A 12,980-nucleotide genomic window follows, 5' to 3' on the forward strand; every position below is an offset into this window, starting at 1 on the left:
TTTGCACAAAGCCCTTCGCACAAAGATCCGGCGCACAGCAACAAAGGTGGAGCCATCCAATGGCGTTTATCAGCAGCACAGACAGGGAGGTGCGCATCCTCCTCAGGATTCTATCGGTTCTGGCGATTGCCGCCCTCATGGCCCTGACCGTCTGGACAGGCAGCCGGTAGCGTCGTTACGGCAACCACAGATAGACCGGCAGGATGCCGGTTGCCTGCAGCCACTCAATCCCCTCGAAAAGGGGATACGCCAGATAGAAAAGGGAGGCGTCCCGGAAGGTCATCCAGACGAGGTTGGGGCGTACGACGAGCGTGTCAGCATCTTTCCATAGACGCCAATTAGGGAGCCAGCGCGGCGTTGTAGCCAGATAGTCGCGATAGGGGCCGTCGAATTTCTTTAATAGAAAGGTTTCTTCTTTCCGGATAACGCCATTGAAAATCAGAAAAATCAGAAGGGCAAACAGGGCACCAACGACGATGCTGCCGGCCAAAAGCCCTGTCGCACCAGCCGCAACAACGGAAAACACATAAAGCGGATTGCGCACGACCGCGTAGGGCCCTGTGCGAATGATTGTCGCGCTCTTATGCCCTCCGATATACAGGCTGCACCAAGTCCGCCCAAGCACGCAAAGGCCGATAAGAACCATCCCCACGACCTCGATATCCTCGTGCCAGAACCCCTCTGGCCCCCACCAGGATTGCGTGAAGAGCGCCGCAAACAAAAGCAGCAGCGCCACAACAAAGATGATGCGCTTGCGACGACGTTGAACACTGGAAAGGCCGGGAGACGGCAACGGGAACGCTGCCGGGGCGGTTTCAGCTTCGGGATTCTTGTCAGACATCACGCCTTCACATGCCTACAGCCGACCGGCTGCGCGAAGTCTATGCGTCACACCCCCCTATTGCAAGACGCGCGGTGCGGCGCACCAAAACACGCGACGCCGTAAATGCAGATAACTTCGGCGAAGAATGGTGGGCCCGGCAGGATTCGAACCTGCGACACGACCGTTATGAGCGGCCAGTTCTAACCAACTGAACTACGGGCCCGGAGACAAAAGATAGACCCAGATCACGTGTCGAGGAAACTGCGCAGCTTGCGGGAACGCGAGGGATGCTTCAGCTTGCGAAGCGCTTTTGCTTCGATCTGACGGATACGCTCGCGAGTCACTGCGAATTGCTGCCCCACCTCTTCAAGGGTGTGGTCTGTGTTCATGCCGATGCCAAAGCGCATGCGCAGGACACGCTCTTCCCTTGGCGTAAGGGAAGCCAGAATGCGCGTCGTCGTTTCCCGCAAATTCCCCTGGATCGCCGCCTCCAATGGCAGCACGGCGTTTTTGTCTTCAATGAAGTCGCCAAGATGGCTGTCTTCCTCGTCCCCGATCGGGGTTTCGAGGCTGATCGGCTCTTTCGCGATCTTCAGCACCTTGCGCACCTTATCCAGCGGCATGCTGAGCTTCACCGCCACCTCTTCCGGCGTCGGCTCACGTCCGAGTTCGTGCAACATCTGACGCGAGGTGCGCACGAGCTTGTTGATCGTCTCAATCATGTGAACCGGAATACGGATCGTACGCGCCTGATCGGCGATTGAACGCGTGATGGCCTGGCGAATCCACCAGGTGGCATAGGTTGAGAACTTGTAGCCACGCCGGTATTCAAATTTGTCCACGGCCTTCATAAGGCCGATGTTCCCTTCCTGAATAAGGTCGAGAAACTGCAAGCCACGGTTTGTGTATTTCTTGGCAATCGAAATAACCAGGCGCAAATTTGCCTCGATCATTTCCTTTTTTGCCTGGTTGGCCCGTTGTTCACCCGCCTGAACCGTGCTGACAATGCGCTTGAATTCGACGATGGGCAACCCGGCCTCAATCGACATCTCGATAATTTCACTACGGATGTCCTTGATCTCGTCCCCGTGCTTCTTCACGAACGCCTTCCAGCCTCGTGTTTTCAGATCGGAAACCTGATCGAGCCAATTCGGGTCCAGTTCGTGACCGAGATAGCGCTCCAGAAAGTCCTCCCGCTTCACCTTGCAGCCCGTTGCAAGGCGGAGCATGCGCCCTTCCAGCATCACGAGGCGACGGCTCAACAGTTTTAGATATTCAACCAGATCCTCAATGCGCCCATTGTTGAGACGAACGGTCTGCATAAGCCCGACAAGGTCGACTCTCAGGCGCTCATAGCGCTTTTCCTGAGCGGGTGTGGGTTTCTCTGCCTTATGAAAAATTTCGAAGCGTTTTTCCTGAAGGCGGTGGAATTTTTTATAGGCCGAAGAAATAGCGTCGAAAAGCTCCAGAATGTCCGGCAGCAGCGTTTCCTCCATCACCGCCATCGAAACGGGAATTTCGTCGTCTTCGTCGTCATCGCCCTCGGTCTTTTCTTTTTCGCCCTCCGTCTTCCCTTCTGTTGCCGCTGGCCCTTCCGCCCCGGTGCCTTTTTTGTCTTCGCTCTCTTCGTATTTTTTCTTTTCGCTTTCGGCCCCAGCCTTCGTGCCGCCATAGGTTGCATCCAGATCGATGACATCGCGAAGAAGCGTGCTGCCGTCTGCCAGGCCTTTCCGCCATTCCACAATCGCGCGAATCGTTGTCGGACTCTCGCAAATGCCGCCGATCATCTTGTTCCGTCCCGCCTCGATCCGCTTGGCGATGGCAATCTCTCCCTCGCGGGAAAGCAGCTCGACACTGCCCATTTCGCGCAAATACATCCGAACCGGGTCGTCCGTTCGCCCAAGCTCGGAGTCGTCGTAATTTCCGGCGGTTTTTTCTTCTTCCTCTTTACCCCCCCCGGATTCCTTTGCGGGAGTTTCGCTGGAATTGTCGTCGCTTTCGTCCGAATCAACGAGATTGATGTCCATCTCTGACATCAACGCCATGATGTCTTCGATCTGCTCGGAGGACGTCTCGCCCGACGGCAGGGCTGCGTTCAGTTCGTCATAGGTGACGTAACCGCGCTCTTTGCCAATCGCGAATAATTTTTTTACCGCGGCGTTCGCATTGTCGATCAAGGGGGAATCCCCAATCGCCTCGCTCGCTTTCGCGGTGCTTGCTGCTTGTGATGTTTTCGAAGCCATGAATTTCTATTCTCTCCTGCGCTCGAAAAGCTTCCTTAAACCACCCTCCCCCGGCGTGAAATCACTGGGGTGCAAGGCTGTCCAAAAAGCTTTGTCCTTCCGTCAATCCGTTCCCGCCGGGGCAACGCCCTCGCCGGAAGCCTCTTCCGTCGGCAAATTGTCCAATTGTTTTCGGCCCTTAAGCCGCCGCCACGTTTCTTCCGTCAGATTATCCGCCAGCGCCCGTTCCGCATCGCGAAGTTCTGCTTCCTCTGTCGTCTTATGCAGGCGGCGCAACGCCTCTGCCCAACCCGCAAAAACCTGCTCCGCCGGTGCCTGCGGCCGCACGAAGGCCCCCGCACTCGCATAAAAGTCCGACCGCAGCAATGGGGCCAGAGCATCGGAAAAGCCGCCAGCCTCAAGATGGCGCGTCAGCCGCTCGGTATCAAGGCCCGGATCCTCGCTAAAAGCCAGGACAATCGCCTGGCGCAGGCGGTCAAGATCGGGGAGCGTGAACGCAAGGCTGCCGAAACGCTCAGCCAGGTCGTTATATAGGTCGGGGTGATTGATCACAATCGCCACAAGAATCTGCTGACTTTTCTTTACCGGGTCGGTGACAGGCACGGCCATTGACGCCTCGGCTGCTTTTTTTCCTTTGCCGCGGCCCGAAGCCTGCCAAAGGCGGGCGCGGAAATCGCTGCGGTAATGCGCCTGCACATTCCGGTCCTCAATACGCCGGACCAGGGCTTCCAGGCGGCTTTCCAGCGCAGCGCGGCGTTCCGGCGTGTCGGCGGGCCGTTCCGCAAAGCAGGCCTCCCATAAGACATCCGCCAGCGGCCGGGCGGCATCAAGCAGACGCCGCATGGCCGGCGCCCCTCCACCAAGCAGCAGGCTGTCGGGGTCTTCACCGCTGGGAAGGCTTGCAAAGCGCAGGGAATGCCCGGCGCGCAGCCCTGGCAAGGCCCGTTCAGCCGCACGGGTGGCGGCGCGCAGCCCCGCCGCATCGCCGTCGAAACAAAGGATCGGCTCTGGTGCCAAACGCCACAGCTCGGCAATCTGCGTCTCGGTGAGCGCCGTACCAAGGGGAGCCACGGCCTGGGACAATCCCGCCTGGTGCAGCGCCAACACGTCCATATAGCCTTCGGCGACGATTACCTCATGGCGCTGGCGCGCCGACGCCTTCGCCGCCGCCACGCCGTAAAGGATGCTGCCCTTGTTAAAGAGCGGCGTTTCCGGCGAATTAATGTATTTTGCGAGCCGCCCGCTTGTTTCACTAAAGAGACGACCACCAAACGCGATCACCCGGTCGCGGCGATTCGTAATCGGAAAAAGAATACGCTGGCGAAAACGTTCGAACGGCGCCTTTGGGGCGTCCACCGCCACAAGCAGGCCGGTTTCCAGCATCTCACCCTCTGAAAAACCCTGTTCGCCAAGGGCCGCGATCAGCAACCCCCTGCCTTCCGGGGCGAATCCCAAGCGAAAACGCTGGATTGTCGCGTCATTCAGCCCGCGATTCTTCACATAGGCAAGGGCCGCCGCACCCCGAGGCCCGTGCAATTCCCCTTCGTACCAGCGGGTCGCCGCTTCAAGGACGCCGATCAGGCGATCCTCTACCTTCTCGCGGGCAACCGCCTCCGGGCTGGATTGTGGCATCGCCACACCGGCAATCCCGGCCAGCCGTTCGACCGCATCAGGAAAGGCAAGGCCGCCGTGGTTCATCTCAAAAGCAATGACGTCGCCATGGGCGCCGCAACCGAAGCAGTGGTAGAAACCCTTCTCGTCGTTCACGGTGAAGGAAGGCGTCTTTTCTTTGTGGAAGGGGCAGAGGCCAAGCTGTTCGCGCCCACGACGGCGCAGCTGCACATGGCGACCGATGGTGTCGGAAAGCGGCACCCGGTCGCGCAACTCGTCAAGAAACTGGGATGAAAAACGCATCGCCCGTCGATTGTCCTGCCTGCAAAACCCGCCATGCTCACACAGGCGCGTGTTAGCCAAGCATCCCTTTTACAATGCCACTTGCCCGGGAAAAATCCATTTTCCCGGCATAGCGCGCGCGAAGCGCCGCCATCACGCGGCCCATGTCCTTCAAATGGGCGGCTTTTTCCTCTGCAACGATCACTTCGACTGCTTCGCGCAATTCGTCATCCGCCATCTGCCTGGGCAAAAAGCGCGTGATGATTACAATCTCGGCGCGTTCCCGATCAACGAGATCCTGACGACCCCCCTGTTCGTAAAGCGCAATGGATTCGCCGCGCTGCTTCACCATCTTTTGCAGAAGTTGTAGAATTTCCGTATCGTCAAGGCCCGCGTCGCCACGCTCCGGCCGCACGGCAATGTCCCTGTCCTTTAACGCAGCAAGGATCAGGCGCAACGTTGAACGCGCTATTTTATCCTGCGACTTCAACGCTTCTTTCAGCGCTTCACTCAATTGGGTGCGCAGCATGCCGGGGTGCCAAAATGTTAGGACGCGATTTCGGGAACGAAAGATATTACAGGAATTTTCTGGGTTTAGCAACCACCTGAAATTTAGTAACCCGCTGATTTTCTTGTTCTTTTTAAGCGCAGTGCTCCCTTGACGGCGACAGGGCTTTTGCTTATGAAACGCCGGACCCCCTAAAACGCGTCCACTGCTTCCAAGCCACGGACCCAAAACCCCGCCGAAGGCGGGCGAGCACGCTTGCTCGCAAGGGTTCGCCCGCAAGGGCCGAAAGCGAGCGCCGCTGACGGGTCGAGAAATGCCAGAAGGAACCATGCGCGAAATGTCCCCAGCCAAACCGATGCGCGCCTTTCGTAAAGACGGGACCCTCCCTCCCGGCGTCTCGGCAATATTGGTGCTGGAAGACGGCCACGTCTTGTGGGGCGCCGGATGCGGCGCCACCGGCGCGGCGGTCGGCGAAATTTGCTTCAACACCGCGATGACCGGCTATGAGGAAATCCTTACGGACCCTTCCTATGCCGGCCAGATTATTACCTTCACCTTCCCCCATATCGGCAATGTCGGCACGAACGCCACCGACCGGGAGCGCACCCACCCCACAGCCCGGGGCTTTGTCCTGCGCACGGCGATCACGGAGGCATCAAACTTCCGCAGCGAACACCACCTGGACGCCTGGGCCAAGGCCGAGGGCCTTATCGGCCTGACCGGCGTGGACACGCGGCGACTGACCCGTCACATCCGCGACAACGGCGCCCCGAAAGGCGTGATCTGTCACTCGGCGGACGGGCGCTTTGACCTTGATGCCCTGCACAAAATGGCCCAGGCCTGGCCGGGCCTCGAAGGCATGGATCTGGCAAAAGACGTCACCACCGCCGAACCCTACGACTGGGACGAGACCTGCTGGCAACTGGGCAAGGGCCATGGCCGGGTAACGGCACCCCGCCACCATATCGTCGCCATTGATTTTGGGGTCAAGTGGAACATCCTGCGCACGCTCGCCAACGCCGGCGCGCGCGTCACCGTGCTGCCGGCAACGGCAAGTGCGGCCGATGTCCTTGACCGCAAACCCGATGGCATCTTTCTTTCGAACGGCCCTGGCGACCCGGCGGCGACGGCAAAATACGCCGTTCCGATGCTAAAAGAGATCATCTCCTCCGGCGTTCCAATCTTTGGCATCTGCCTTGGCCATCAGCTTCTTGCTCTCAGCCTGGGCGCAAAGACGAAAAAAATGTTTTTAGGCCATCGCGGCGCCAATCATCCGGTAAAAGACCTGGAAACGGGGCGCGTTGAAATCACAAGCCAGAATCACGGCTTCGTCGTCTGCAAGGAAAGCCTTCCGAAAGGCGTCACCATGTCTCATGCCTCGCTTTTCGACCAGTCCCTCGAAGGGTTACGCGTCGCGGACAAACCTATCTTTTCGGTCCAATATCATCCGGAGGCCTCCCCCGGCCCCCATGACAGCCATTATCTGTTCCAACGGTTTTTAAGCAGGATCGAACGCGATGCCTAAACGCACCGACATTCAATCGATCCTCATCATCGGCGCCGGCCCGATTGTCATTGGCCAGGCCTGCGAGTTCGACTATTCCGGCACCCAAGCCTGCAAGGCGTTAAAGGAAGAGGGCTACCGCACGATCCTTGTCAATTCGAACCCGGCGACGATCATGACCGATCCGGACCTTGCCGACGCCACCTACATCGAGCCGATCACGGCGCCGCTGATTGCCAAGATCATCGAGAAGGAACGCCCCGACGCCCTGCTGCCCACCATGGGCGGGCAGACCGCCCTGAACATGGCGCTGACCCTTGCCCGCGAGGGCGTGCTTGAAAAATTCGGCGTCGCGCTGATCGGTGCCTCCCAGGATGCCATCGACAAGGCGGAAGACCGCGAGCGTTTTCGCGAGGCGATGACGCGCATCGGCCTCGAATGTCCAAAAAGCCATCTTGCCCATGACATGGTCGACGCTTGGGACGCCCTGGAGAAAGTCGGACTGCCGGCCATCATCCGCCCATCCTTCACCCTTGGCGGTACCGGCAGCGGCATTGCCTATAGCCGGGAAGAATTTGAAACCATCGTCGCCGGCGGCCTTGATGCCTCGCCAACCGACGAAGTCCTGATCGAAGAATCCGTCCTTGGTTGGAAAGAATATGAGATGGAGGTCGTTCGCGACAGCGCGGACAACTGCATCATCATCTGCGCAATCGAAAACATCGACCCGATGGGCGTGCACACCGGCGACAGCATCACGGTCGCACCGGCGCTGACCCTGACGGACAAGGAATACCAGATCATGCGGAACGCCTCGATCGCGGTTCTGCGCGAGATCGGCGTCGATACCGGCGGGTCCAACGTCCAGTTTGCCGTGGACCCGAAGACCGGCCGTCTGCTTGTCATCGAAATGAACCCACGCGTGTCGCGGTCCTCCGCGCTGGCGTCGAAAGCGACCGGTTTTCCAATCGCCAAAATCGCGGCAAAGCTTGCAATCGGCTACCGGCTGGACGAACTGGTGAACGACATCACGAAAGTCACGCCGGCGTCCTTCGAACCAACGATCGATTACGTGGTCACGAAGGTGCCGCGTTTTACCTTCGAAAAATTTCCAGGCACGACGCATCGGCTCACCACGTCGATGAAATCCGTTGGCGAAGCGATGGCCATCGGTCGCAATTTTGCCGAATCGCTTCAAAAGGCCCTGCGATCGATGGAAACCGACCTGACCGGATTGAACACGCCGCTGGCCGATGGCGTGAATGCCGCCGACGCCCTTGCACAAGTAAAGGTGGGGTTAAACGAGCCAACCCCGGATCGCATTCTCTGGATCGCCGAAGCCTTCCGCAGGGACATCCCCTTTGAAGAAATACACGAAGCCACGAAATACGACCCGTGGTTCCTGGATCAGATCCAGACCCTCATCAAAATTGAGACCCGCCTGCAACGCGAAGGCCTGCCAGAGACGGCCGCCGGCCTTGTCGAACTGAAGGGGCTTGGCTTTTCCGACGCGCGTCTGGCGGAATTGACCAATTTGCAGGAGAAAGACATCGCCCGCCTTCGCGAGCAGCATTCCGTCCACCCCGTTTACAAGCGCGTGGACACCTGCGGTGGCGAATTTCCATCCCTCACGCCTTATATGTATTCGACCTATGAGCCGAAATGGGCGCCAGGACAGGCGCCGGAATGCGAGGCGGACCCAAGCGACCGCAACAAGGTGCTTATTCTTGGCGGCGGACCCAATCGCATCGGCCAGGGAATCGAATTTGACTATTGCTGCGTCCACGCGGCCTACGCCCTTTCCGAAGCCGGCTTCGAAACGATCATGGTCAACTGCAACCCGGAAACCGTTTCGACGGATTACGACACGTCCGACCGGCTTTATTTCGAACCGCTAACCACCGAAGACGTGATCGAAATCGCGCGGACCGAACGGACAAAGGGAAATTTGCATGGCGTCATCGTGCAATTCGGCGGCCAGACGCCGCTGAAACTGGCCGCCGCCCTTGAACAGGCCGACATCCCGATCCTCGGCACGTCACCGGACGCCATCGACCTGGCCGAAGACCGCGAGCGTTTTCAGGGTCTGCTTGCGAAGCTGAAGTTGCGCCAGCCAAAAAACGGCATTGCCCATTCGCTTGAAGAGGCCGTGCAGGTCGCAGATAAAATCGGCTACCCGCTTGTCGTCCGACCGTCCTATGTGCTTGGCGGACGCGCCATGCAAATCGTGCACGAGGAAGCCTCCCTGCTGCGTTACATGACCGAAGCGGTAAAGGTTTCGGGCACAAACCCGGTGTTGATCGATTCCTATCTGCAATCGGCGATCGAGGTTGATATCGACGCCATTTCGGACGGCAAATCCGTTTACATCGCAGGCATCATGGAACATATCGAAGAGGCTGGCATTCATTCTGGCGATTCCGCCTGTTGCCTGCCGCCGCACTCGCTTTCCAACGAAACGATTGCGGAAATCAGCGCCCAGACAAAGGCGATGGCCCTGGCGCTCGACGTTCGCGGGCTGATGAACGTGCAGATGGCCGTAAAAGACGGCGACATCTATATTCTGGAGGTGAACCCACGGGCCAGCCGCACGGTGCCCTTCGTCGCCAAAGCGACCGGCGTGCCGATTGCCAAGATCGCGGCCCGGATCATGGCCGGGGAAACCCTTGCCGATTTCGACCTGCGCTCGCCACCGGTGCGTCACATCGCGGTCAAGGAAGCCGTCTTTCCTTTTGCGCGGTTCCCCGGCGTCGACATTCTGCTTGGCCCAGAAATGAAATCAACCGGCGAGGTCATGGGAATCGACCGCGATTTCGGCCATGCCTTTGCAAAAGCCCAGCTTGGCAGCGGCACGCTGCTGCCGCAAACGGGCGTCGTGTTCATCTCGGTCAAGGACAGCGACAAGGCGGCGATGGTCGCGCCCGGTCGCCGCCTGATCGACATGGGCTTTCGCCTTCTCGCCACCCATGGCACCGCCGCCTGCCTTCAAGAAGCCGGGCTGGCCGTCACCTCGATTAACAAAGTGGCGGAAGGGCCGCCCCATATCGTCGACGCCATGAAGGGGGGCGACGTCGATCTGGTCTTCAACACGACCGAGGGCGCCCAGGCCATCGCCGACAGCCTCGACCTTCGCCGGACCGCCCTGCTCAACAAAATTCCCTATTACACAACCGTTGCCGGAATTCTGGCCTCCATCGAGGCCATCGCGGCGCTTCGCGGCGGCACCCTTGAAGTTGCACCGCTGCAGTCCTACTTTAACGGGTCGCGTTAATCCCTCCGGAAAATCCGGAAATCACCCAAAGCCCCTGCCATGGCCCCGTCGCCATCCGGGGGCAGGAGTTGCTTTGAGCCATGGACAAGCTTCCCATGACGGCCCCTGGGCTCAACCGCCTTCAGGAAGAGCTGAAACATCTGAAGACCAGCGAACGCCCGGCCGTGATCCAGGCGATTGCAGAGGCGCGCGAGCATGGCGACCTTTCCGAGAACGCGGAATACCACGCAGCACGCGACAAGCAGTCCTTTGTGGAAGGCCGCATTGCCGAGCTTGAAGCGGTGACCAGCCGCGCCGAGGTGATCGACGTTGCCAAGCTGTCCGGCAAGACGATCAAGTTTGGTGCCACGGTGAAGCTTGCCGACGAAGACACGGCGGAAAAGGCCACCTATCAGATCGTCGGCGCCGATGAATCGGACATTGATGCCGGGCGGCTTTCCATTTCYGCCCCYCTGGCACGCGCRCTGATCGGCAAGGAAAAGGGCAGCTTCGTCGAAGTGACGACGCCCGCCGGGTCAAAATCCTATGAGATTCTTTCGGTCAAATATCGTTAACGATACCCGTTAACAGCACAGGCCGACAATCCGAGCGTGTCCCAAGCATATCTGGCCGGAAAGCCTGCGCCGAAGGAAAGCATGTCAAAGGAAAGCGCCCCCCTGCCCGACACCGCCTTGCCACGCAAGACCCTCCCGCGCAAGATGATGAGCCCCCTGCGCGTTGTTTCGGACTTTCAGCCCGCCGGCGATCAGCCCCAGGCCATTGATGAACTTGTCACCGGCCTTGAAGGCGGCGAACGCGAGCAGGTTCTCCTTGGCGTGACCGGCTCGGGCAAGACCTTTACCATGGCCAAAGTGATTGAGCGCGTCCAGCGCCCAGCCCTGATCATGGCGCCAAACAAGACCCTTGCCGCCCAGCTTTACGGTGAGATGAAAGGCTTCTTTCCCGACAACGCCGTCGAATATTTCGTTTCCTATTACGACTATTACCAGCCGGAAGCCTACGTCCCGCGCACGGACACCTATATCGAGAAAGACGCCTCCATCAACGAGGCGATCGACCGCATGCGCCATTCGGCGACGCGCGCCTTCCTCGAACGCCAGGACGTGATCGTCGTCGCCAGCGTTTCCTGCATCTACGGCATTGGCACGGTCGAATCCTACGCACGCATGGCAATTGACATTCGCACCAATGCGCAACTGGAACGCAGCGATCTTTTACGCCGTCTGGTTGCGCTTCAATACCGCCGCAACGACATCGACTTTCGCCGTGGCACTTTCCGGGTGCGCGGCGACAGTGTGGAAATTTTTCCCGCCCATCTTGAAGACCGGGCCTGGCGCGTCGCGCTTTTCGGAGACGAGGTCGAAGCCCTGACCGAGTTTGACCCGCTGACCGGCGAAAAAACGAACCAATTGCCCGCCATCCGCATTTATCCAAACAGCCACCATGTGATCCCGCGCCCGACCCTGCAACAAGCCATCAAGAAAATCCGTACGGATCTGAAAATCCGCCTTGAGGAATTCACAAAAGCCGGGAAACTTCTGGAAGCGCAACGCCTTGAAGAGCGGACGCTCTTCAACCTTGAAATGATGGAAACCACCGGCAGCTGCGCCGGGATCGAGAATTACTCGCGTTACCTGACCGGCCGCGAGCCGGGCGAAGCACCACCAACCCTGTTCGAATATCTGCCCGAAAATGCCCTTCTGATCGTCGACGAAAGTCACGTCACCGTGCCCCAGCTTGGTGGCATGTACCGGGGCGATTTTCAGCGCAAATCGAACCTTGCCGAATATGGCTTCCGGCTGCCCTCCTGCATCGACAACCGGCCCCTGAAATTCGAGGAATGGGACATCATCCGGCCCCAGACGCTGTTTGTTTCCGCAACACCCGGCCCGTGGGAAATGGAACGCACCCAGGGCGTCTTCATCGAACAGATCATCCGGCCTACCGGCCTGATGGACCCGCCGGTTTGCGTGCGCGCAATCGAAACCCAGGTTGATGATTTACTTGCGGAATGTCGGGAATGCGCCAAAAAATCCCAGCGCGTGCTGGTCACGACACTGACCAAACGGATGGCGGAGGATTTGACCGAATATTTGCACGACGCGGGAATCCGCGTGCGCTATCTCCACTCGGATATCGACACCCTGGAGCGCATCGACATCATCCGCGACCTTCGCCTTGGTGCCTTTGATGTGCTGATCGGAATCAACCTGCTTCGCGAAGGCCTCGACATTCCCGAATGCGCATTGGTGGCGATTTTAGACGCCGACAAGGAGGGCTTTCTTCGTTCGAAAACGTCGCTTGTTCAGACGATTGGCCGCGCCGCCCGCAACGTCGATGGGCGCGTTCTTCTTTACGCCGATCGCATCACCGATTCGATGCAATACGCAATCGACGAAACAAACCGGCGGCGCGAAAAGCAGAACCTTTACAACGTCGAACACGGCATCACACCGGAAAGCATCCGCAAGTCCATCGGCGACGTGCTGCAAAGCGTTTACGAACGCGACCACGCGAACGTGGCCCTTGAAGAAACCGAACATCTTGTTGGCAACAATTTGAAAAGCCACTTGGCCCATCTTGAAAAACAGATGCACGAAGCCGCGGCCGATCTGGAATTCGAGGAAGCCGCGCGCCTGCGTGACGAGGCCAGGCGCCTGCGCGACCGCGACCTTGAAATCCTGCCGGGCGCACCACGGCAATCAACGAAGCGCCGGAAATAGGAACGCCTGCCGGGC

Annotated in this window: 8 protein-coding genes and 1 tRNA gene; 4 read left to right on the forward strand and 5 right to left on the reverse strand. The window is 59.0% G+C overall.

Features of this window, described 5'->3' with window-relative positions; translation table 11 throughout:
* Window positions 1-175: 175 nt before the first annotated feature.
* The 5 genes from COA65_04715 to COA65_04735 form a co-directional block, all read right to left on the reverse strand.
* Window positions 176-841: an isoprenylcysteine carboxyl methyltransferase gene (locus COA65_04715; GenBank protein PCJ60134.1), complete on the reverse strand. Its 666-nt coding sequence runs from the start codon at window positions 839-841 to the stop codon at window positions 176-178.
* Window positions 842-969: 128 nt separating this feature from the next.
* Window positions 970-1,046, reverse strand: a tRNA-Met gene (locus COA65_04720).
* Between the two features lie 22 nt (window positions 1,047-1,068).
* Window positions 1,069-3,066, reverse strand: a complete 1,998-nt coding sequence (locus COA65_04725; GenBank protein ID PCJ60135.1) for an RNA polymerase sigma factor RpoD — start codon at window positions 3,064-3,066, stop codon at window positions 1,069-1,071.
* Between the two features lie 102 nt (window positions 3,067-3,168).
* Complete coding sequence (locus COA65_04730; GenBank protein ID PCJ60136.1) at window positions 3,169-4,980, reverse strand: DNA primase; 1,812 nt, start codon at window positions 4,978-4,980, stop codon at window positions 3,169-3,171.
* Window positions 4,981-5,032: 52 nt separating this feature from the next.
* Complete coding sequence (locus COA65_04735) at window positions 5,033-5,488, reverse strand: glutamyl-tRNA amidotransferase (protein ID PCJ60137.1); 456 nt, start codon at window positions 5,486-5,488, stop codon at window positions 5,033-5,035.
* Window positions 5,489-5,822: 334 nt separating this feature from the next.
* Between COA65_04735 and COA65_04740 the strand changes: the two genes are divergently transcribed.
* The 4 genes from COA65_04740 (at window position 5,823) to COA65_04755 (ending at window position 12,965) form a co-directional block, all read left to right on the forward strand.
* A complete protein-coding gene (locus COA65_04740; GenBank protein PCJ60188.1) occupies window positions 5,823-6,992 on the forward strand; it encodes a carbamoyl phosphate synthase small subunit in 1,170 nt (389 codons plus the stop codon).
* Window positions 6,985-10,242 (forward strand): carbamoyl phosphate synthase large subunit, encoded by a 3,258-nt coding sequence (locus tag COA65_04745; GenBank protein PCJ60138.1) that lies wholly within the window; start codon window positions 6,985-6,987, stop codon window positions 10,240-10,242. The genes COA65_04740 and COA65_04745 overlap by 8 nt, the downstream gene beginning before the upstream one ends.
* Before the next feature lie 80 nt (window positions 10,243-10,322).
* Window positions 10,323-10,796 carry a transcription elongation factor GreA gene (locus COA65_04750; GenBank protein PCJ60139.1) on the forward strand — a complete coding sequence of 158 codons (474 nt, stop codon included), beginning with the start codon at window positions 10,323-10,325 and terminating at the stop codon, window positions 10,794-10,796.
* A gap of 81 nt (window positions 10,797-10,877) precedes the next feature.
* The gene (locus tag COA65_04755; protein ID PCJ60189.1) at window positions 10,878-12,965 is read left to right on the forward strand and encodes an excinuclease ABC subunit B; all 2,088 of its coding nucleotides are present in this window, start codon (window positions 10,878-10,880) and stop codon (window positions 12,963-12,965) included.
* The last annotated feature ends 15 nt before the right edge of the window (window positions 12,966-12,980 follow it).

Source organism: Rhodospirillaceae bacterium (assembly GCA_002746255.1).
In the GTDB taxonomy this organism is placed as follows: domain Bacteria; phylum Pseudomonadota; class Alphaproteobacteria.

Excerpts from the sequence above, each read along its gene's own strand:
- COA65_04715 (PCJ60134.1), bottom strand. The coding sequence starts at position 841 with ATGTCTGACAAGAATCCCGAAGCTGAAACCGCCCCGGCAGCGTTCCCG.
- COA65_04730 (PCJ60136.1), bottom strand. The coding sequence starts at position 4,980 with ATGCGTTTTTCATCCCAGTTTCTTGACGAGTTGCGCGACCGGGTGCCG.
- COA65_04745 (PCJ60138.1), top strand. The coding sequence starts at position 6,985 with ATGCCTAAACGCACCGACATTCAATCGATCCTCATCATCGGCGCCGGC.
- COA65_04755 (PCJ60189.1), top strand. The coding sequence starts at position 10,878 with ATGTCAAAGGAAAGCGCCCCCCTGCCCGACACCGCCTTGCCACGCAAG.
- COA65_04735 (PCJ60137.1), bottom strand. The coding sequence starts at position 5,488 with ATGCTGCGCACCCAATTGAGTGAAGCGCTGAAAGAAGCGTTGAAGTCG.
- COA65_04740 (PCJ60188.1), top strand. The coding sequence starts at position 5,823 with ATGCGCGCCTTTCGTAAAGACGGGACCCTCCCTCCCGGCGTCTCGGCA.
- COA65_04725 (PCJ60135.1), bottom strand. The coding sequence starts at position 3,066 with ATGGCTTCGAAAACATCACAAGCAGCAAGCACCGCGAAAGCGAGCGAG.